Annotated in this window: 21 protein-coding genes and 1 tRNA gene; 11 read left to right on the forward strand and 11 right to left on the reverse strand. The window is 59.3% G+C overall.

Translation table 11 applies throughout. From position 1 onward, the window contains the following. Positions 1-548: 548 nt before the first annotated feature. From ACP7A2_RS04205 to ACP7A2_RS04235, 7 genes are all read right to left on the reverse strand, one after another. Positions 549-1,502: a D-2-hydroxyacid dehydrogenase family protein gene (locus tag ACP7A2_RS04205; RefSeq protein ID WP_426133216.1), complete on the reverse strand. Its 954-nt coding sequence runs from the start codon at positions 1,500-1,502 to the stop codon at positions 549-551. A gap of 26 nt (positions 1,503-1,528) precedes the next feature. Next, positions 1,529-2,530, reverse strand: coding sequence for an alpha/beta fold hydrolase (locus ACP7A2_RS04210; RefSeq protein WP_426133217.1), 1,002 nt, complete (start codon positions 2,528-2,530; stop codon positions 1,529-1,531). Between the two features lie 44 nt (positions 2,531-2,574). After that, complete coding sequence (locus ACP7A2_RS04215; protein ID WP_426133218.1) at positions 2,575-3,018, reverse strand: YqaA family protein; 444 nt, start codon at positions 3,016-3,018, stop codon at positions 2,575-2,577. Between the two features lie 3 nt (positions 3,019-3,021). Further along, positions 3,022-3,468, reverse strand: a complete 447-nt coding sequence (locus tag ACP7A2_RS04220; protein WP_426133219.1) for a DUF411 domain-containing protein — start codon at positions 3,466-3,468, stop codon at positions 3,022-3,024. 99 nt (positions 3,469-3,567) lie between these two features. Then, positions 3,568-4,026, reverse strand: a complete 459-nt coding sequence (locus ACP7A2_RS04225) for an SRPBCC family protein (protein WP_426133220.1) — start codon at positions 4,024-4,026, stop codon at positions 3,568-3,570. A gap of 90 nt (positions 4,027-4,116) precedes the next feature. Beyond that, positions 4,117-6,111 carry a methyl-accepting chemotaxis protein gene (locus ACP7A2_RS04230; RefSeq protein WP_426133221.1) on the reverse strand — a complete coding sequence of 665 codons (1,995 nt, stop codon included), beginning with the start codon at positions 6,109-6,111 and terminating at the stop codon, positions 4,117-4,119. Positions 6,112-6,252: 141 nt separating this feature from the next. Beyond that, the gene (locus ACP7A2_RS04235; RefSeq protein WP_426133222.1) at positions 6,253-7,248 is read right to left on the reverse strand and encodes an aldo/keto reductase; all 996 of its coding nucleotides are present in this window, start codon (positions 7,246-7,248) and stop codon (positions 6,253-6,255) included. Positions 7,249-7,366: 118 nt separating this feature from the next. Here ACP7A2_RS04235 and ACP7A2_RS04240 point away from each other — a divergent pair, with 118 nt between their 5' ends. Next, on the forward strand, positions 7,367-8,278 hold the full coding sequence (locus tag ACP7A2_RS04240) for a LysR family transcriptional regulator (protein WP_426133223.1): 912 nt from the start codon (positions 7,367-7,369) through the stop codon (positions 8,276-8,278). Here ACP7A2_RS04240 and ACP7A2_RS04245 read toward each other — a convergent pair. Continuing rightward, a complete protein-coding gene (locus tag ACP7A2_RS04245; protein WP_426133224.1) occupies positions 8,275-9,180 on the reverse strand; it encodes an AraC family transcriptional regulator in 906 nt (301 codons plus the stop codon). The two genes, ACP7A2_RS04240 and ACP7A2_RS04245, sit on opposite strands and share 4 nt — an antisense overlap. Before the next feature lie 102 nt (positions 9,181-9,282). On the opposite strand from ACP7A2_RS04245, the gene ACP7A2_RS04250 reads away from it, so the two are divergent. The 5 genes from ACP7A2_RS04250 to ACP7A2_RS04270 are packed head-to-tail and all read left to right on the forward strand — an operon-like array spanning position 9,283 to position 13,698. Further along, entirely contained in the window at positions 9,283-9,843 is a 561-nt protein-coding gene (locus tag ACP7A2_RS04250) for a carboxymuconolactone decarboxylase family protein (protein WP_426133225.1), read from the forward strand. Positions 9,844-9,883: 40 nt separating this feature from the next. Beyond that, positions 9,884-10,945: an acyl-CoA dehydrogenase family protein gene (locus tag ACP7A2_RS04255; RefSeq protein WP_426133226.1), complete on the forward strand. Its 1,062-nt coding sequence runs from the start codon at positions 9,884-9,886 to the stop codon at positions 10,943-10,945. Next, positions 10,942-11,745, forward strand: a complete 804-nt coding sequence (locus ACP7A2_RS04260) for an ABC transporter ATP-binding protein (RefSeq protein ID WP_426133227.1) — start codon at positions 10,942-10,944, stop codon at positions 11,743-11,745. The genes ACP7A2_RS04255 and ACP7A2_RS04260 overlap by 4 nt, the downstream gene beginning before the upstream one ends. Further along, entirely contained in the window at positions 11,732-12,931 is a 1,200-nt protein-coding gene (locus ACP7A2_RS04265; RefSeq protein ID WP_348056675.1) for an ABC transporter substrate-binding protein, read from the forward strand. The genes ACP7A2_RS04260 and ACP7A2_RS04265 overlap by 14 nt, the downstream gene beginning before the upstream one ends. Before the next feature lie 20 nt (positions 12,932-12,951). Then, entirely contained in the window at positions 12,952-13,698 is a 747-nt protein-coding gene (locus ACP7A2_RS04270) for an ABC transporter permease (RefSeq protein ID WP_375064849.1), read from the forward strand. A 111-nt stretch (positions 13,699-13,809) separates the two neighbouring features. Here the strand turns inward: ACP7A2_RS04270 and ACP7A2_RS04275 are convergent, their stop codons facing one another. Beyond that, positions 13,810-13,947, reverse strand: coding sequence for a hypothetical protein (locus ACP7A2_RS04275; RefSeq protein ID WP_176159829.1), 138 nt, complete (start codon positions 13,945-13,947; stop codon positions 13,810-13,812). Between the two features lie 186 nt (positions 13,948-14,133). Here ACP7A2_RS04275 and ACP7A2_RS04280 point away from each other — a divergent pair, with 186 nt between their 5' ends. After that, positions 14,134-14,328 carry a hypothetical protein gene (locus ACP7A2_RS04280; RefSeq protein WP_348056680.1) on the forward strand — a complete coding sequence of 65 codons (195 nt, stop codon included), beginning with the start codon at positions 14,134-14,136 and terminating at the stop codon, positions 14,326-14,328. Between the two features lie 15 nt (positions 14,329-14,343). Here ACP7A2_RS04280 and ACP7A2_RS04285 read toward each other — a convergent pair whose 3' ends face one another. Beyond that, positions 14,344-14,724 carry a fe2+ zn2+ uptake regulation protein gene (locus ACP7A2_RS04285; protein ID WP_426133228.1) on the reverse strand — a complete coding sequence of 127 codons (381 nt, stop codon included), beginning with the start codon at positions 14,722-14,724 and terminating at the stop codon, positions 14,344-14,346. A gap of 238 nt (positions 14,725-14,962) precedes the next feature. Here ACP7A2_RS04285 and ACP7A2_RS04290 point away from each other — a divergent pair, with 238 nt between their 5' ends. The 4 genes from ACP7A2_RS04290 to ACP7A2_RS04305 all read left to right on the forward strand — a co-directional run bounded on the left by ACP7A2_RS04290 (position 14,963) and on the right by ACP7A2_RS04305 (position 19,923). After that, a complete protein-coding gene (locus ACP7A2_RS04290) occupies positions 14,963-17,242 on the forward strand; it encodes an acylase (protein WP_426133229.1) in 2,280 nt (759 codons plus the stop codon). A 212-nt stretch (positions 17,243-17,454) separates the two neighbouring features. After that, positions 17,455-17,528, forward strand: a tRNA-Cys gene (locus tag ACP7A2_RS04295). Between the two features lie 287 nt (positions 17,529-17,815). Continuing rightward, positions 17,816-19,120: an AAA family ATPase gene (locus tag ACP7A2_RS04300; RefSeq protein WP_426133230.1), complete on the forward strand. Its 1,305-nt coding sequence runs from the start codon at positions 17,816-17,818 to the stop codon at positions 19,118-19,120. Continuing rightward, positions 19,117-19,923 (forward strand): hypothetical protein, encoded by an 807-nt coding sequence (locus ACP7A2_RS04305; RefSeq protein WP_426133231.1) that lies wholly within the window; start codon positions 19,117-19,119, stop codon positions 19,921-19,923. Before ACP7A2_RS04300 ends, ACP7A2_RS04305 begins: the two co-directional genes overlap by 4 nt. Before the next feature lie 108 nt (positions 19,924-20,031). Here ACP7A2_RS04305 and ACP7A2_RS04310 read toward each other — a convergent pair whose 3' ends face one another. Beyond that, the gene (locus ACP7A2_RS04310) at positions 20,032-20,280 is read right to left on the reverse strand and encodes a DUF6124 family protein (RefSeq protein ID WP_426133232.1); all 249 of its coding nucleotides are present in this window, start codon (positions 20,278-20,280) and stop codon (positions 20,032-20,034) included. Between the last annotated feature and the right edge of the window lie 437 nt (positions 20,281-20,717).

Consider the following 20,717-nt stretch of genomic DNA (forward strand, 5'->3'; position numbering starts at 1 on the left):
GACCGCATCCTGCGGCCAGGCGCGCAAGCGCTGTGCAGATCTGGCAAGGCTTATGCCAGTTGCACGTCAAACAGAAATAGTTTGGATGGGCGGGCACCCGGTGTATTCCGAACGCGCACGCCTTACCTAAAACTGGACCTACGGCAGAGTTGGAAAGTTTCGATTTTTTGCGGGGTTTTTGTTTTGGCACGGACCCATCGGCCATGAGTCTAGGACAGATCCCAGCGCCTGTAAGGTTTTCAAGAGGATTTTGTAGGACAAAAATATTTTAAGGTCAGAGGCACTGGTTATGAGCTGAGGCGCTCCTATCGCCAGCAGCCTTACCCTGGTGAACAGGCTTGCTGTGGCGAGCGGGCTTGTTGTGGAGAGCGGGCTTGCTGTGGCGAGCGGGCTTGCCCCGCGTTGGGCTGCGCAGCAGCCCCAAAAGTCGCACCCAATCTATCCGATGCACCGCAATAGCCCATCCAGCAGCGCTGCGCACTCCAACGCAGGGCAAGCCTGCTCGCCACAGGTGCAACGCTCACCTTAACAGTGCAGCTTGCCGCCCGTTAGCCGAGCACACGAATGGGCGCGTTATCTGCCCACGCCTGAATATCCTCAATCATCTGCTGATAAAACTGCCGGTAATTCTGCTCGCTCACATAGCCCACGTGGGGCGTGGCCAGCACGTTCGGCAAACGACGGAACGGATGATCGACCGGCAGCGGCTCTTCGCCATACACATCCAGCGCCGCCCCCGCCAGGCGCCCGGCGGACAGCGCCGCCACCAGCGCCTGCTCATCCACAATCGGCCCGCGCGCAGTGTTCACCAGCCTCGCAGTGGGCTTCATCCAGCCCAGCGCCTCGGCGTCCACCAAGCCGCGACTGCGGTCGCTGAGCACCAGGTGAATCGTCAGGATATCGGCCTGCTCAAACAATTCCTGCTTGCTGACCCACGTCACGCCCGACTCGGCTGCCCGCTCGGGCGTGAGATTTTCACTCCAGGCGATGACCCGCATCCCGAACACCTGCGCAAACTGCGCAACCTTCTGACCAATACTGCCCAGCCCGAGGATACCCAGGGTCTTGCCGTACAAATCGCCACCCAGGCCAACCTGCCAGTTGCCGGCGCGCAGGGAATTGGCTTCGGCGAGCAAGTTACGCGTGGAGGCCATGATCAGCGCCCAGGTCAACTCGGGGGCAGCTTGCTTATAGCTGTCGGTGCCGCACACCTGAATGCCCAATGCCTTGGCGGCCGGGATGTCGATGGCAGCATTGCGCATGCCGCCGGTGACCAGCAGTTTGAGGTTCGGCAAGCCCTGCAGCAACGCCTTGTCGAATGTAGAGCGCTCGCGCATCACGCAGATAACTTCGAACCCCTTCAAACGCTCGCTCATCGTGGCGGTATCCGCCGGGTAATCATCAAGGAAGTGCACGTGCCCGACGGCGGCCAACACCGACCAGTCCACCACACCACTGGCCACACCTTGCCAATCATCAATGACTGCGATCTGTACCGACATGCACGCGTGCCTCGAAAAAGGTTGGATTAAAGGGCATTCAAGCCCTGCAACAGCGCTTTATGAAATTGAGCCGGCTCTTCCATCTGCGGCGCGTGCCCCAGGCCCGGGAATTCCACCAGGGTTGAATGGGGGATCAGCTTCGCCACGTGTTTACCCAGTACGTCGTAGTGACCGAGCTTTGCCTTGACCGCTGGCGGCGCGATGTCGCTGCCAATCGCAGTGGTGTCGGCGGTGCCGATCAACAGCAGGGTCGGCATCTGCAAATCCTTGAACTCGTAGTACACCGGCTGGGTGAAGATCATGTCGTAAATCAACGCCGAGTTCCACGCGACCTGGGTATGCCCCGGGCCGTTGTTCAGGCCGGCGAGCATGTCGACCCAGCGGTCGTATTCGGGTTTCCAGCGTCCCACATAGTAGGTGTTCAGTTCATATTTTCGGATGCCCTCGGCGCTCAGCTTTAATTCGCGTTCATACCACTGATCAACGCTGCGGTAAGGCACGCCCAGGGCTTTCCAGTCTTCCAGGCCGATAGGGTTTACCAGCGCCAGCTGTTCGGTCTGCGTGGGGTAGAGCAGTGCGTAACGGGTGGCGAGCATGCCGCCGGTGGAATGGCCGACGAGGGTGGCCTTTTGAATGCCGAGTTTTTCCAGCAATTGATGCGTGTTGATCGCCAATTGCTGAAAGCTGTACTGGTAATGCTCAGGCTTGCTGGAGGTGCAAAAGCCGATCTGGTCGGGCGCGATTACCCGGTAGCCGGCATCGCTCAGGGCTTTGATCGATGCATCCCACGTGGCGCCGCAAAAATTCTTGCCGTGCATCAACACCACGGCGCGGCCATTGGCCTTGCCGTTGGCCGGGACGTCCATGTAACCCATTTGCAGGGATTTGCCCTGGGACTGGAAGCTGAAATGTTCAACCGGGTAGGGGTATTGGAAGCCCTGAAGTTCGGGGCCGTAAGTGGCGGCGAACACGGGAGCGGCGCTGGCCGCCAGCAGGCCGGCGATGCAAAAAGCACGGATGGTAGGCATGAAAGGGCTCCGATAAGAATGCCCCGGATGCTGTTGCGAGTGGATTAAGTGGGGATTAACACCCACTGCAGGGTCACGGCCGCCAGTACGCCGTAGCGCAGGCCCTTGGCCAGGGTGACCAGCAGCAAGAACCGCCATAGCGGCTCACGCATTACACCGGCCACCAGCGTCAGCGGGTCACCAATGATCGGTACCCAACTCAGCAGCAGCGTCCAATGCCCCCAGCGCTCGTAGTGCTTGCGGGCCGTATCGAGCTGCCGGGTACTGACCGGGAACCAGCGCCGTCCCTTGAAATGGTCAACCCAGCGCCCCAACCACCAATTCACCACCGAGCCCAAAACATTGCCAACTGTTGCGATGATCAACAACCACAGCAGGCTGTAATGCCCGCTGAGCAACAGCCCCACAAGCACGGCTTCTGACTGCAAAGGCAGCAGGGTCGCGGCGCCGAAGGCCGCAACAAACAGCCCCAGGTAACCTGCCAGCATCGATCAGTGAGCCGGGTAATCAGCCACGACGACGTCTTTACCCTCGCGCGTTAACCCAATGATCTGGTAGGCATCGCCTGGGCCGTCCACTTCCATGCCCGGCGAGCCCATCGGCATACCCGGCGCGGCAATGCCGAGCAAGTCATCACGTTTGCGCAGTGCCAGTACTTGTTCGGCAGGCACATGGCCCTCGACGAACTTGCCGTCGATCACGGCGGTGTGGCACGAAGCCAGGCGTGGCGCGACGCCGAGGCGCTGTTTGACCGCGCTCATGTCGGCTTCCACGTGGTCATTGACCTTGAAGCCGTTGCTTTCCAGGTGGCTGATCCACTTTTTGCAGCAGCCGCAGTTGGCGTCGCGGTGCACGTCGATGGGGATCAGGTCAGCGGCCTGGGCCAGGGTGGTGGTAAATAACGCGGTGAGCAGGGCCAGTCGCAATGGGGTTTTCATGGGAGGGCTCGGGAGTCGGAATAGGGCGCGATCATGACGGCCTCATCGCAGGCAAGCCAGCGCCCACAGAAGGAGCGGTGTGCCGGTAATGTTTCCAAATTATACGAAGTGAGTGTTTTCCAGTCGTTGCTTGAGCTGGCTCAGCGCGATGGCGGACAGCTCGACCATGCGCCCGTGCAAGGTGACGAGTTGCAGTTCGGTTTGGTAGATCAATACGCGCTTGAACAGCGTCCCGCCGCGATGGGGTTGCAGGAAATAATGAATGGAGCCGTCGACGGCAACGGACGTGAATACGGTTTTGAATTCTTGCGGCGGTTGGGCCACTTGCACCCGATAACTCATGGGGACGCGCACGCCGAGCAGGTCGATAATTTCGGTAAACCGCATGCCGGCCGCAAGGGGGCCGGTAGTGCCGGTGTCGGCACCGAGGGAAGTGGGGTGCCACTCGTGCCAGCGGTCGGGCTGGGTGACGTAGTCGTATACCACCTCGATGGGGGCCTCAATAAAGCGTTCCTGGCTGATCCGCTCCAAGCGGGTCGACTGCTCCACAGCGCGCATGACACACCTCCTGTGTGGCGAGATCTTGTCCTGAGAACTTTCAGAATAGACCCACTCCCGCGCATTGCACGGGAGTGTCTCAGTCATTTATCAGCGCACCTTGAAACGGCTCATCAGCGTGATCACCTGGCCATTGGCATCGATCAGGCTGCGGGTATTGGTTTCAGTGGCATGGCCGCTTTCCACCAATTCCTCAACCATATGTCGGATCTGCACCATGCTGCGGTTGATCTCCTCGGTAACGGCGCTTTGTTGCTCGGCCGCCGTGGCGATCTGGGTGCTGAGGTTGTTGATATGGCTCACGGAGCCGGCCATTTCGTCCAGCCCGGAGTTCACCCGCGCCGTGGCGTCTGCTGCCGATTGGCAGCTGGCCTGGGTGGCTTCCATCGCGGTCACCGAAGAACTCACCCCGGTGGTCAGGCGCGCAAGCATCTCGTTGATCTGCGAGGTGCTGGCCTGGGTCCGTGCGGCCAGCGCACGCACTTCATCGGCTACTACCGCAAACCCACGGCCTTGCTCACCGGCACGTGCCGCCTCAATCGCGGCGTTGAGGGCCAGCAGGTTGGTCTGGCCAGCGATTGCACCGATCACCCCGAGGGTTTCGGTAATACGCGCGGCGTCCTGGCGCATGGCTTCTACGGTGTGGGTGGCGCTGGACACTTCGCCGATCAGCGCGCTGACGCTGGTTGACGCTTCACCCACGACCACACGGGAGCGGTCGGCGTGCTCATTGGCGCGCTGGGTGAAGGCCGCCGTTTCGGCGGCATTTTGCGCCACGGTGTCAGCGGTGGAGCTCATTTCGGTGATGGCGGTGACCGTCTGATCGGTCTCCGAGGCGTGCCGCACCAGGATCTGGTTGGTATGGGCCGAGGTCCGCTGCAGCTGCTCAAGGCCCGACGACATGGCCGCCGTGGCTTGGGTCACTTCGCCGATCATGTTTTGCAGGTAGACGATAAAGTGGTTCACCGAATGGCCAATGGCACCCAGTTCATCTTCGGCGCGAATGGTGATGCGCCGCGTCAGGTCGGCATCGCCGGCAGACAACGCGTCGATATTGGTCTTCAGCGACCGCATGCGCTGCACCAATTGGCGAATGGCATAGGCGGCCAGCAGCACCAGCAACAGCACCATCGGAATCTGCAACATCGCCAGGGTGCCGAGCACGTCATCGCGCTGGGCGGTGATCAGCGAGGTAGGCAGGGCGGTGGCGAGGAACCACGGCGTGCCTTCGATCGGGCGCAGGTAGAAGGTGCTGGCCACGCCCGCATTGTCGAATTCAGTACGTTGCAGGCCTTTGTCGCGCTGGGCCAGGGCTTTGCTGACCTGGGCGGCAAACGCCGACGTGCCGGCCAGTTCGCTGACGTTTTTCAACACCACCGGGCTGCTGATGCGCGAGCTGTTGCTGATGATCTTGCCGTCGCCTTCAACGATCAGCATTTGGCCGCCGATGTCTTTCTCTTTGCTGGCCACCAGGTCATTGAAGAAGCCCAGGGTCACGTCAATGGTGGCAACGCCATACGCGGCGCCGTCACGCTGGATCGCCATTGCGCAGTTGGTGCGTGGCTCCTGGCTGGCGTCGTCCTTGTAAGCCGCCGCCCAGGCGCACTGGCCGCGGGGCGAGGCGAGGCCGCCTTTGTACCAGCTTTGGTCGTAGTAGTTGGGCGCAGCGTCACTGTTCCAGAACGTGTTGACCGCCAGCTTGCCCGAGGCATCGCGGTGCCAGAACGTGCTGAATTTGTTGCGCCCCTGAGCGCGCTGATTAGGCAGCGGCCAGATCCCGCCGCCGAACACTTTCAGTTCGCCGTACTGGTCCACCAGGCCAGGCAGGACCTTGTCGATAGCGTCGCTGTCGAGCAAGGGGATGGTTTGAGTGATGCTGCGTTGCTGGGCCTGAACCTTGTTCAGTTCGCCCTTGATCTGTTCGGCCACCTCGGCGACGCGGTTGAGCACCACCTGTTCTTCAGTGTGGCGCAACTGGGGCGCAACCAACTGGCCGATGCCGACGACGGTCAACACGATTAACACCAGGACGAACAGCACCAGAAACAGGGTATAGCGGGCTTGGATAGAGCGCAGTGGGGGCATGGGGCCGTCCTTACGAAGCGTTTATTGTCGACGCGGCTTTGTTAGAGCTTCGTCGGGCTATCGGCTCGGACGGGTAGAGCTTGAGGTACCAGACTGCAACAAATTCAGGGGCACCCGGGCGGGCACCCCTGAACGCTGCGGTTAGCGGTTCAGCATGCCCATGACTGCCTGCGGGTAACGCAGGCCCGCAGTGGCATCGGCGGGGAAAATCGCGTCAAGTGCCGCCCGTTCCGTCGCGCTGAGGGTCAACGAAACCGCCGCCACATTCTCTTCCAGGTATTTGCGTTGCTTGGTGCCGGGAATCGGGATCAGGTAATCGCCCTGAGCCAACACCCAGGCCAGCGCCAGTTGGCCGGCGGTCACGCCTTTGTCCGCCGCGAGTGCCTGGACCTGTTTCACCAGCAGCAGGTTTTTCGCAAAGTTATCGCCCTGAAAGCGCGGGCTGAAGCGGCGGTAGTCGTCGGCATCGAAGTCGTCCGGGCTTTTCAGTGCGCCGGTCAGAAACCCTCGGCCAAGCGGGCTGTAAGGCACAAACGCAATGCCCAGGCGCTGGCAGGCGGCGAGGCAGCCGTTGTCCTCCTGATCGCGGCTCCACAGCGAGTATTCGCTTTGCAGCGCGCTGATGGGGTGCACCTTGTGCGCGCGTTCCAGTGTCGCGGCGGACGCTTCGCTCAGGCCCAGGTAACGCACTTTGCCCTGTTTAACCAGTTCGGCCATGGCGCCCACGGTTTCCTCGATGGCCACGTCCGGGTCGATACGGTGCTGGTAATACAAATCCAGGGTTTCTACGCCAAGGCGTTGCAGGGTGCCGTCGATGGCTGCGCGGATGTAGTCCGGGCGACCATTCACGCCACGCAGCGCCGGGTTCGCCGGGTCGCGCACGATGCCGAATTTACTCGCCAGAAAGACCTGGTCGCGTTTGCCGGCAATCGCCTTGCCGATCAGCGCTTCATTGGTGTGCGGGCCATACATATCGGCGGTGTCGAGAAAGTTGACGCCCAACTCCAGCGCGCGGTGCAGGGTGGCGACGGCTTCAGTGGTGTCGGTGCCGGTGGTGTAGAAATCGGTCATGCCCATGCAGCCAAGACCAATAGCGCTGACGAGGGGGCCGTTTTTACCGAGTTGACGGGTGTGCATGGGTAAAGCTCCGGTGGGTAGGAAGACCTCCATTGTCATCCTCGACAAAAGCGGGATAAACCGGCTAAAAGCACTATCACTGTTCGTAAAATCTAAATAATCCCTGAGGAGTCGGCCCTTGGACCGTTTTAACGCGATGCGCGTGTTCACACGGATTGTTGAATTGGGTGGTTTTGCCAAGGCGGCCGACAGCCTGCAACTGCCACGGGCGTCGGTGACGATTCTGATCAAGCAGCTGGAAGCCCACCTCGGCGTGCAGCTGTTGCAACGCACCACGCGCCAGGTCAGCCCGACCCTCGACGGCGCGGCCTATTACCAGCGCTGCGTGCAGTTGCTCACCGATTTGGAAGAGACCGAGGCGGTGTTTTCGACCCGCCGCCAGAACCCGCGCGGGACGCTGAGCATCGACATGCCCTCGGGCATCGGCCGGTTGATCGTGATTCCGGCGCTCCCGGCGTTTACCGCGCGCTACCCGCAGATCGAGCTGGAAATCGGCCTCAATGACCGTACCGTGGACCTGATTCGCGAAGGCGTCGACTGTGTGCTGCGCGGCGGGCCAGCCCTGGACGAATCACTGGTCGCACGGCCGTTGGCGATGATGGACCAGTTGACCCTGGCCAGCCCGAGTTACCTTGAGCGCTTCGGCTTGCCCGCTGCCCTGGACGACCTGAATGGGCACCAGATGGTTGAGTATGTCTCCAGTTCCACCGGCAAACGTTTCGGGCTGGAATTCCAGGTCGGCACTGAGCTGCGCGAGGTCAATTTGCCCAAGGTGGTGGCGGTCAACAGTGCCGACGGTTACTTCGCCGCATGCGAGGCGGGGTATGGGTTGATCCAGGCGCCGTACTATCACGCCCGGCGGCAACTGGCCCAAGGCACACTGGTGGAAGTGCTGGCCGGGCATGCGCCGCCGAACATGGCACTGACGGCGTTGTACCCGCCCCATCGGCAGCTGTCACAGCGGGTTCGGGTGTTTATCGACTGGCTGGTGGAACTCTGCGCCACGCCTGGCACCGGCTTGCGGCGTTAAGCCTGGGCCTTGCGATAGGCGCCTGGCTGTTGCCCGGTGACCTTGTGAAAGGCGCGGGTAAATGCCGCCACCGATTGGTAGCCCGCCGCCAGCGCTACCTGCGCCACGGTCTGGTCTTTCTTGAACAGTTCGCAGGCGTGGCGCATACGCATCATCAGCAGCACTTGCCCCGGCGATTGCCCGCACAGCTCATTGAAGCGTTTGAAAAACGCCGAACGTGACAGCCCGGTGCAGGCCGCCATGCTTTCCAGGGTCCAGGCGTCTGCCGGGCGCTCGATCAACTGTTCCAGCAGGTTTGCGAATGCCGGTTGCCGGCCCAATGCCGCGAGGCCGCCGAGGTCCGTGTTGTCGAGCACCTGTTGGCGCAGCACATACAGAAACAGCAGGTGACAAAGGCGTTCGAGCAATGCGGAAGAGGGCGCGGGCGCGCGCTCGCATTCTTGCAGGATCAATTCGAACAGGTTGCGCGCGGCGGTCAACGACGGGTCGCCGGCACGCAGGATGATCCAGGCGGGCAGGGTGTCGACGATCATTGCCGACAAGCCGGACTGGAAATGAAAGAACCCGCAGACCAACCCCACACCGTCGTTCGCACTGCTGTCCAGCGCCTGCATCGGGCGCCGAGGGCATTCCTGCGCGCCCGCCGCCGTCGGTTCTCCGGAAAGCCGGTAGGCCAAATCACGCAGCAGAAACACCGCGTCACCATTGTTAAGGCGCTGTGGGGTCGATTCACCGTCGATATGCAGCCAGCATTCGCCCTGCACGATCAGGTGAAAACTCGCACTGGCCAAACCGTGGGTGCTCGCATGCCAATCGCCGCAATAGCGGCCTACGTGGAACAGACTGGTGTTGAGTTCAAGGCTGTCTAATAACCAATCGACAAGTGCACTGGACGAATTCATCTAAAGGAAAGACTCAAGAGCAAGTAATCGCTACTTTAGCCTATTGAGGCGTTTTTTTATAACCAACAGACTGGCTGCACGAACCCCTCAGGAGACTACTCCATGTCCCGTGTACCGTTACTGACCCCTGACACCGCGCCGGAAGCCGCCAAGCCGTTTCTGGAAAATGCCTTGAAGGGCTCGGGCTTCATTCCCAACCTGCTCGCCGTGCTGGCGAATGCGCCGGCTGCGCTGGAAACCTACATCACCGTGTCCGGCATCAATGCCAAATCCGACCTCAGCCTAGCCGACCGTGAGGTGGTGCAATTGATTGCCGCGACCACCCACGGCTGCGACTTTTGTGTGGCCGGCCACACCGCCGTGGCGCGCAACAAGGCCAAGTTGCCCGAAGCGGTGATTGACGCCCTGCGCCAGCGCGGCGAACTGCCAAACGCGCGCTACGAGACGCTTGCCGCGTTCACCCGTGAAGTAATTGCCACCCGTGGCGACGTCAGCGATGAGGGCTTCGAAGCGTTCCGCGCGGCGGGCTACACCGACGGCCACGCCCTGGAAGTTATTTTGGGCGTGAGCCTGGCAACCTTGTGTAACTTCGCTAACGTGTTTGCCCGTACGCCGCTGAACCCGGAGTTGGCGCAATACCGTTGGGAACAACCGGCTGGCTGAACGGGCGTCTGCCCACCTGCTGCAAAAAGGAGAAACATGAATGCTTGACCCAATCTTGAGCCGTTGGCTCGATGTTCAAGCGCAGGCCCTGGATGTGGGCAGTTGCGATCCACAGGAAGTGCTGCCAAGGCTGGCAGAGGCCAATGTATTACGTATCGGCGTGCCCAAAGCGCTCGGCGGCCTGGGCGGTGACGTGACCGGCGCGGTGGACGCCATCGCCAATGTCGCCAGCCATTCCCTGGCGGCGGCGTTTGTGTGCTGGGGCCAGCGCTCGTTTATCGAATACCTGCTGCAAAGCCCGAATGAGCGGCTGCGTGAGCAACTGTTGCCGGACTTGCTCAGCGGCAAGCTGGCGGGCGCGACCGGGCTGTCGAACGCGATGAAATTTCTGTCGGGCATCGAGACCCTGCAAATCAGCGCTGAACCGACACAGGATGGCTGGACCCTCAATGGCCGCCTGCATTGGGTGACCAACCTGCGCAAGAACGGGTTTGTCGCGGCGGTCGCCATTGAGCATGCCGGAGGCGGCGCGCCATTTATTCTGGCACTGCCCGACTCGGTGGCAGGCTTGCAACGCTCCCGTGACCTGGAACTGCTGGGGCTGCAGTCAAGCAATACTGCGGCGCTCTGGCTTGAAGGCGTGGAGTTGAGCCGTGACTGGTTGCTGCACGAGGACGCGCGCAAGTTTCTGCCAGCGGTACGCCCGGCGTTTTTGGGGTTGCAATGCGGGATGTCGATTGGCCTGGCGCGCCGCTCGTTGGCAGAGGTGGCCAACCACTTGGGCGCCAGCCGCACGGTCTTGCGTGAAGAGCTGGAAGCGTTGCGCGTCACCCTTGATCACCTGACTACCGAGCTGAAGAACGGCCTGTTGGCCGGGCGTTTTGCCGCAGAGCCGGTGCCGCTGTTCAAGCTGCGCATTGCTTTGGCGGAAACCGCCGCGAGCGCCGTGCAACTTGAGCTGCAAGCCAGCGGCGGCAAGGCTTACCTCACCGCCCACGGCAGCGGGTTTGCGCGGCGCTGGCGCGAGTCGGCGTTTGTGCCGATCGTCACGCCAAGCCTGGTGCAATTGCGCACCGAACTGCAACGCCAGGCCAACCTGTGAGCCAGGCGGTATTAAGCGCCCAGGGGGTTTGCCTGGGGTACACCAGCGGGCCGGTGCTGGAGGGCTTTGACCTGCACCTGCAGCCCGGCGAAGTGGTGTCGATCCTCGGCCCGAGCGGGGTCGGCAAATCGAGCCTGTTGCGGGTGCTCGCAGGTTTGCAGGCGCCGCAGGGCGGTAGCGTGCAGGTGCTCGGCGAGTGGCTGAACGGCCCGCACCCACGGGTGGCGGTGGCGTTTCAAGACCCCAGCCTGTTGCCGTGGCTGAACCTTGAAAAGAACGTTGCGTTCGGCCTGGATTTCGCCCGCCAACCCTCGTTGAGTCCCGAGCAACGGCGCCAGCGCGTCGACCAGGCCATCGCGGCCGTGGGCCTGGAACACGCCCGGCATCAATTCCCGGCGCAGCTCTCCGGCGGCATGGCCCAGCGCACTGCACTGGCGCGCTGCCTGGCGCGTCAGCCGCAAGTGTTGTTGCTGGATGAACCGTTCGGCGCGCTGGACGAAGTGACCCGCGCCGACATGCAGCACCTGCTGCTAGAGGTCAATCGCCAACAAGGCTCGGCGGCCGTGCTGATCACCCACGACATTGATGAAGCGCTGCTGTTGTCTGACCGCGTGCTGCTACTGGGTAACCGCCCGGCGCGGACCTTGGGTGAATGGCGTATCGACCTGCCGCAACCGCGTGAAGAACAGGTTGAAGCCATCGGCGCACTGCGTATCGAGATTCTGAAAACCTTACGGCAGGCGAGCCGCCCTCAACCCAACCCCTCTCAATTGCTGGAGCCCAGCCATGTGTCTGGATGACCTGACCCACTCGCGCCGTGATTTTCTCAAACTGTCGGCGGTACTCAGCGCCGCCGGTGCCTTACCGCTGTTGAGCAGCCTGCAAGCCCGCGCGGCCAGCGAGCCGGACGCGCCGGTGCGCATCGGTTACCTGCCGATCACTGACGCCACGCCGCTGCTGGTCGCGCATAACAATGGCCTGTTCGAAGCCGAAGGCATCAAGGCCGAACGCCCGGTGCTGTTGCGCAGTTGGGCGCAGGTGATCGAGGCGTTTATCTCAGGCCAGGTCAATGTGATTCACCTGCTGTCGCCGATGACCGTGTGGGCGCGTTATGGCAGTAAAGTCCCGGCCAAAGTGGTGGCCTGGAACCACGTGGGCGGTTCGGGCTTGACGGTGTCTCCGGGCATCAGCGACGTGAAACAACTGGGCGGCAAGTCGGTGGCGATTCCGTTCTGGTATTCGATTCATAACGTGGTGGTGCAACAACTGTTCCGCGACAACGGCCTGACGCCTGTGGCGCGCGCCGTCGGCTCGCAGATCGCGGCCAACGAAGTCAACCTGATCGTATTGCCGCCCTCCGACATGCCGCCGGCCCTGGCCAGCAAGCGCATCGACGGTTACATCGTCGCCGAGCCGTTCAACGCCCTCGCGGAAAACCTCAAGGTCGGTCGCGTGCAGCGCTTTACCGGCGATGTATGGCGCAACCACGCGTGCTGCGTGGTGTTCATGCACGAGCAGGATTTAACCCAGCGCCCCGAGTGGTCGCAGAAGGTGGTGAATGCCATCGTCAAGGCTCAGGTGTGGACACGCGACAACCGCGAAGAAGCGGTGAAGCTGCTGTCCAAGGACGGCCCGAACCGCTACACGCCGCATGCCGAGCCAGTGTTGAGCAAAGTGCTGGCCCCGGCCGCCAGCGACCGTGCCGCTTACCTGGCTGACGGCGCGATTCAACACGCGAACTGGGACGAACACCGGATTGATTTCCAGCCTTACCCATTCCCCAGTTACACCGAGGAACTGGTGCGCCGCTTGAAGGACACCTTGATCGAAGGCGACAAGAAATTTCTCGCCGACCTCGACCCGGCGTTCGTCGCCAAAGACTTGGTGGACGACCGCTTCGTGCGCAATGCCATCGAGGCCGTGGGCGGCATGAAGACCTTTGGGTTGCCGGACGGCTATGAACGGCACGAGGAGATTGGCGTTTGAACAACGGCAAAACCGTCGCATTGCCCGGCTGGTTGCTGGGCATCAGCGGCTTGGCAGGCTTGCTGGTGCTGTGGTGGCTGGGGGTGAAAATGTTTGGCGATGCCGACGGCTTGTCGGCGCGCTTCTCGCTCGCCGCCACCTTTGGCAGCCTGTGGGAATTGATGGGCCGTGGCGAGCTGTACCTGCACATTGCCGTGAGCCTCAAGCGCATATTCGTCGGCCTGTTTCTGGCGTTGTTGGTCGGGGTGCCACTGGGCTTGCTGGTGGGCAGTTCGCGCAACCTGGAGGCGGCGACCACGCCCGCGTTTCAGTTTTTACGGATGATTTCGCCGCTGTCGTGGATGCCCATCGTGGTGATGCTGATGGGTGTCGGCGATCAGCCGATCTACTTCCTGCTGGCCTTTGCCGCCGTGTGGCCGATCATGCTTAACACCGCCGCCGGCGTGCGTCAGCTGGACCCGCGCTGGCTGCAATTGAGCAAAAGCCTGAGCGCCACACGCTGGGAAACCTTGCGCCGGGTGATTATTCCCGGGGTGACAGGGCATGTGTTGACCGGCGTACGCCTGGCTATCGGGATTTTGTGGATCGTGCTGGTGCCGTGCGAAATGCTCGGCGTGAGCGCGGGGCTCGGCTACTACATCCTCGACACGCGTGACCGGCTGGCCTATTCGGAGCTGATGGCGATGGTGTTGTTGATCGGGTTGTTGGGGTTTGCGCTGGATGCGTTGGCGCGGTGGCTGCACCAGCGTTGGGTGCATGGCGGGTAAGGCGTATTATTGAGCAGCCCTGAAAAGGGTTTCAGGGCTGCCGGGGTTTGGCAGTGTCTACGGCTCTACACAGGCCTGATGGCCTCCACCGTATCGATCGTTGCCAACCGATCAGCGGCGTTCGTAGCCAGGTCCGCCGTCATAGCGGTGGTCATGCCAGCCGCCACCGCCGCCGTGTGGGAAAAAGAAGCAGCCGCTCATGCTCAGCATGATCAGCAAGGGAATCAGCAGTGTGATTCGACGTAACATTTCGAAATCCTCTAAGGTACTCACAGGGTCAATCCGGCGACGTCGGTCAAGCGTGGTGCGAGCCAAACTTTTACATCGCCTGTAACATACGACCCTGCCGACCCCCATCCATCCCGCCCATCGGGTATGTGCTTGGCATGGTTGGCGATACACAGTGGATACATTCTCAAGGTTCAGGAACCCGTCATGACCCAAAAGCAGCGTTTTAAGTATTCGATTCTGATCGCCCTGACCGTACTGGCGACGATGTTTGGCCTGTCCTACCTGCAGAACACCGGGGTTATCAGCGAGAAAACGTTCCAGTACATCGCCATTGCCGTGGCGGTGACCGTGGTAGTGATCAACGGCATCATGCGCCGCAAGGTCAAGCCGAACTTCTGACCTCCAGTGCTCGAGTCAGGCGCGACCGTCGAGCACTTTGGCAGCCTCTTCATGGAGGCTGTAGCTTTTATCGGCATTGAGGGTGATCACGCCCTCGCTGCACAAGCGTTTGAGCACTTCACGCACACTGAGAAACGACAACGGAATGCCCAGCGCGAGTAAATGGCTGTGTACGCCACGTACGCCCAGGGTGCGCTGGTTGTCTGCCGCGGTGAGCAGGGCATCGATGACCTTCAGCCGAATCAGGCTGGTGCGCAAACCGAAGCATTTGAGCAAGTGACGAATACGCCCGTTGCCATGACGTTCGGGCGTATTGCCGAACGCCTGGGCGCCGCCGCCAAAACCGGCGTCGGCAGCGGATGAATGTCCGTCCGTGGGCAGTTGCGAGTTGTACATGCAAAAAACTCCTTATCAGAGCCTGATCAGGAAAATGATGGCGCTCTTGATTAATAAGACGAACGAGCGAGCAAAATCATGAAGCGGCGAATGTAGAAATTTTGTCGGTATCGGTTTTGTCACATCGCGCCCGTCTTAAATAAACCCGTGCAGCGGCTAAATTATTCTCGGTCCATTGCGTCCTTACGGTGGGGTAACTGCCCCGTACGAGGGTGTTCAATTTGACTGTGGAGCTTGCGTGATTATTGCCAACGGGTTGTCCAGGGTATGTGTGGCCGGTGTGATGCTGGGCTTGAGCGTTGCCGCGTCGGCGCGGGAGCCGGCGGCACCGGCATCGGCCGAAATTCGCCGGACCACGTACGGCGTGCCGCACATTCGCGCCAACGATGAGCGAGGCCTGGGTTTCGGCATCGGCTATGCCTATGCCCAGGACAACCTGTGCCTGCTGGCCAACGAAGTGGTCACCGTGAACGGCGAACGCGCCAGGTTCTTCGGCCCGGAGCAGGGCACCCTGGAAGGGCGCAACAACCTGGCCAGCGATGTGTTCTTCACCTGGCTGAATACGCCCGACGCGATCAACGCGTTCTGGAAGGCACAGACCCCGCAGATTCAACAGCGCATCGAAGGCTATGTGGCGGGTTACAACCGTTATCTGAAAGAGCAGGGCGCGCCCCAGCAGTGCCAGGCCGCGTGGGTGCGGCCGCTTGTGACTGAGGACCTGGTGAAGCTGACACGTCGGCTGCTGGTAGAAGGTGGCGTAGGTCAATTCGCCGAAGCCTTGGTTGGCGCAACACCGCCGCACGCCACCGCCAGCGTTCAACCGGGCAGCGCTGCGTTTGCGCTGGCCGCCGCTAATCAGCAACGATTCACCCTAGACCGTGGCAGCAACGCCGTGGCTGTCGGCCGTGATCGCTCGTTTAATGGCCGTGGCATGCTGCTGGCCAACCCGCACTTTCCGTGGGTGGGTGGCATGCGTTTTTACCAGATGCACCTGACCATCCCCGGCCAACTGGACGTGATGGGCGCCGCGCTGCCGGGCTTGCCGGTGATCAACATCGGGTTTAACAGGCACGTGGCCTGGACCCATACCGTCGACACCTCGAAGCATTTCACCCTGTACCGCCTGGCCCTTGACCCCAAGGACTCCACGCACTACTTGCTCGACGGCAAGTCCATCGCCATGGCTCAAACCCCGGTCACGGTGCAGGTCAAACAAGCCGATGGCAGCCTTAAAGACGTGACCCACACGGTTTACAGTTCGCAATTCGGCCCCGTGGTGCAATGGCCCGGCAAGCTGGATTGGGACAACCACTACGCGTTCAGCCTGCGCGACGCCAACCTGGGCAACGACCGCGTGTTGCAGCAGTGGTACGCCATGAACCGCGCGGCAGACCTCAAGGAACTGCAAACTTCGGTGCACACCCTGCAAGGCATCCCGTGGGTCAACACCGTGGCGGCCGATGACCTGGGCCAGAGCCTGTACATGAACCTGTCGGTGGTGCCCAACGTCAGCGCCGCCAAACTTGCGCAATGCAGCGACCCGCGCGCGGGCCTGCAGATGATCATGCTCGACGGCGCCCGCAGTGCCTGCGCCTGGGACATCGACCCGCGCGCCGCCCAGGCCGGCATCTTCCCGGCCGACCAATTGCCGCAACTGGAACGCACCGACTACGTGCAGCACTCCAACGACTCCGCGTGGCTGGCCAACCCCAAGGCGCCGCTGACCGGTTTTTCCCCGGTGATCAGCCAGGACCACATCGGCCTCGGCCCGCGCGCCCGCTTTGCCGTGCAGCGCCTGCAATCCCTGGACAAACAGCCCATAGGCGTGGCCGACCTGCAAAACATGGTCATGGACAACGAGGTGTACCTCGCCGGCCAAGTCATGCCCGACCTGCTGGAATTCTGCGCCAAACACCTCGGCGCCGACGCCGCAGCGTTGCAGCCCGTGTGCAACAGCCTGAAAAGCTGGGACCAGCGCGCCAACCTCGACAGCGGCGTAGGCCTGGTGCACTTCATCAACTTGGTGGAACACCTTCAGCAAATGCCCGACGCCTGGCGAGTCGCCTTCGATCCCGCACACCCCCTGACGACGCCAAGCGGCCTGGCCATCGACCGCAAACCCGTGGCCGAAGCCCTGCGCGACGCCATGCTGGCGTCCGCAGCCGACGTCGCCAAACTCGGCGCAACCCGCTGGGGCGACATCCAGGTGGCCGGCGACATGCCCATCCACGGCGGCCCGCAAGAACTGGGCATCTACAACGCCATGCAAACCGTGCCCCGCCCCGACGGCAAACGCGAAGTCGTCAGCGGCAGCAGTTACCTGCAAATCGTCACCTTCGACGACAAAGGCCCGCAAGCCATTGGCGTACTGGCATTCTCCGAATCCAGCAACCCCGCATCGAAATACGCCAAAGACCAAACCCAGGCATTTTCCGAGAAAAAACTGCGCCCATTGCCCTTCACCGACGCCCAAATCAAGGCCGACCCGCAGTACCAACAACAGCTCATCAAGGAGTAGGGCAGCCACGCAAACCCTTGATGTCGCTACGAAATATTTTTGAAATCAAGGGGTTGCAGGCAAAAGCAAATGAGTACATAATGGCGCCCATCGAACGCAACGAAGCATTAAAAACTTCATTGTATTCAATGAGTTAGAGTAGAGGTAGCTCCACAGAGCCCACTCAAGTTTATACGCGGTAAATGTCTGCAGTCAGGGCATTCATCGTTTGAGGCCGAGTAGCAAAATGGTTATGCAGCGGATTGCAAATCCGCCTACGCCGGTTCGATTCCGACCTCGGCCTCCACTCTTGAAACCCCATAGACCAATGGCCTATGGGGTTTTTTATTGGGCGAAGGAAAGTACCTCCCACAAGTATGAACCGTGCCCTTTGCTTTAGCCCTCATTGCGATTGGGAAATTTCACTCCGCATAATGTGTGCCTGCAGACAGCATTTTTTGATCACCGTCGTAGGGAGGCTTTTTCGGTACCTTGGACATTGCATGAAATTAATACCTTTTCGATGTGATGAAGCTATGGTTACTATGGGCTTAGCACAGAAATTTCAAATAGACCCAGGAGTCGGATGTTCATATGTATATTACAAAACTAGAAATCTCCGGCATAAGGTCACACGACAAGTTTGTATTTGAAGTTCCTGAAGATAAACCTTGGGGGTGGCATGTTATAATAGGAGATAACGGTGCCGGAAAATCAAGTTTTGTAAAGGCCCTTGCCCTAACACTGGCTGGCCCTGCTGAGGCCCGCGCATTGCGCCAAGACTGGAGTACTTGGTTACGAAGAGGTTATGAGAACGCTAGCGTAACAGCACGGCTAGTTTGGGACAAAAAGGTAGATCTAATTACCAACAAAGGACGAGCTCCAGTTAGAAAGCTGATTTGTGAAATCGTGATTGCGTCGAATGATGAGGCGCTAAGTACTGGAGCAATTTTGCAGATAGGGACGCATTGTTCCAAAGGTTTGGAGCGGGCACTTTGGGGCCGCAGTCGAGGCTGGTTCTCCGCCTCTTTTGGACCGTTTAGGCGATTTACCGGAGGTAATCGTGACTACGAGCGCATGTTTTATACCAATCCTCGACTCGCACCCCATTTGACGGCTTTTGGGGAAGATATTGCGCTAACAGAGTGTCTGGAGTGGTTAAAATCACTTCATGTGAAGCAGCTAGAAAAAAGTGATGAGTCCGATTTTCTGGATAATTTGATAACATTTGTAAATAATGGAGGGTTGTTGCCACACGGATCGAAATTGTCAAAAATCAGCTCAGAAGAGATTAATTTTATAGATGGAAATGGTTACGAAGTAAGTGTTGATCTTTTAAGTGATGGCTATCGGTCCATATTGAGTTTGACATTTGAGTTGATTCGTCAATTATCAATCAGCTATGGGCAAGAGGTAATAAGTCGACAGATCAGCAGTGGAGTGATCAATCTACCAGGTATTGTTGTAATTGACGAGGTTGATGCTCATTTACATCCTTCGTGGCAGCGACGAATTGCTCCTTGGTTTTTGAAAGTATTCCCTCGTCTTCAATTCATCGTCACTACTCATAGCCCGATAATTTGTCAGGCTGCTGAGCACGGTAGCGTCTGGCGACTTCCGACTCCGGGAACCGACGAAGTTGGAGGTAGGATAGAGGGCGATGCACTGAAACGTCTTGTGTTCGGAAATATTCTAGAAGCTTACGATACATCCTATTTTGGGTCTAATGTAACTCGTTCTGATACCTCGAAAACATTGCTGTTGGAATTGGCAAATCTCAACAGAAAGCAAGCGATGGGCGAATTGACAGCTGATGACAAAGCTAGGTTAGTTCACCTTCGATCCTCAATGCCTACTACGGCGTCGGTCGCGTCTCGATCTGGGCTGGAGGTGGAATGATTCCTTTACCTCAAGCAAATCCACCAAAGTCAACCTTAGACGGGCTTGCTATTTATCAAGCGCAAGTTAATGCCATTCCTAGCTACGCAGACCGGGTAACTGCGGCCAAATCAAAATTTAAGTCATACAACGTCGCGAAAAATTCTGTCTTTAAGGCCATTCGCGGTTTGCTGGCACAGATGTGCGCCGGACCTCGTAGGTGCTGCTATTGTGAGGACTCTGTTGCGGATGAAGTGGAGCATATAGCTCCCAAAAATTTATACCCAGATTTGGTTTTCGATTGGGCAAATTATTTATACGCCTGTGGCGCTTGCAACGGTCCGAAAAGTAGTAAGTATGCAATCATCTCAAAGGCGGGTCTGCTTGTTCATGTGGGAAGGGGGAAAAATGATCCTGTAATTTTACCTGCCTCTGGTATTCACGCTCTTATTAATCCTCGGGCTGAAGATCCACAAGAATATTTATGGCTTGATATCATCGATACGTTTAATTTTGTGGCTATTGCGGCGCCAGGGACTGTGAAGGAGGTGAGAGCGACTTATACCTGTGAGTTACTTGCACTAAATAATCGAGATGTGCTGGTCGAGGCGAGAAGAGTGGCTTTTGGTTCATATCGGGCGCGCTTAGTTGAGTATATAACCGCGCGGGATGACGGTGCTAGTATTTTAGAGCTTAACTCGCTGATTGTCGCATTAAACGCTATGGCAAATCCAGCAGTGTGGTTAGAGATGAAAAGATCCCATCTGCTGAGACCTGACCTTCAACGTTTATTCGGCTTGGCGCCAGAAGCTCATAATTGGTAACAGAAAGCAGTCTAAATAGATGTGCGAACGAAAAATGGGTGCAGAAACACAGTTTATCAATTGATAACTGATGTTCTGCCCCATTGTTGCCTGTATCGTAATCAATAATTAAGTGTGTGTAGGGGTCAACTTCTCAAGCGCATCATTCACAAGAAGTCGCGAACTCTCAACCAGTTGCGCCAATCCGAATGTCTGAAAGCGCTGCGTTCCGGTCAAAGCGAATGCCTGTTCGTTAGCCATCACCGATGCTGAAGCCAGAATCTCACTCGCATTCACGAGTGCTTCTTCAGAACTCAAACCTGGCTTTACGTTAAAAACACTGGGGAGAAAGTCATCCTCATCAGAACGGGTTTTCATAAGTAACGCTCCAGCGTAGCTTGCATCGTATGAGCATTCACGACTTGGTGCCATTGACCTGTTGCGAAACCGACATCAATAACTCGGTAGCTTCGGTGCGTAGAAAACATCCTCTGTACCCTCAGAAAGTTTAGAGGCCACCACCGCCGTTGCGACACGGTTGGGTGGTGGACCGTGCGAGGGTCGCAAACCAGTCTCTGAGGAAACCGGCCGGGCATACGCCCGCCTCACACGGTCCACCATAGATGCGGTGAGCAGGCATAAAAAAAGCGCCTGCTCAGAGCTATGGCGCTACCGCGCCTCAGATTACGTCAGGTTGCGACACCCGGCCACAGGATTTACTGCGACGCCGGATCCTAGCGAACTTGCTTCCTATGCCTCAACCTCGACAGGTTGTGGGAAAGATCCGAAGCCCCGCCGGGCGGCAAAAAGCCTCT

The sequence above is a fragment of the Pseudomonas sp. PWP3-1b2 genome, from assembly GCF_049896045.1.
GTDB lineage: Bacteria > Pseudomonadota > Gammaproteobacteria > Pseudomonadales > Pseudomonadaceae > Aquipseudomonas > Aquipseudomonas antarctica_B.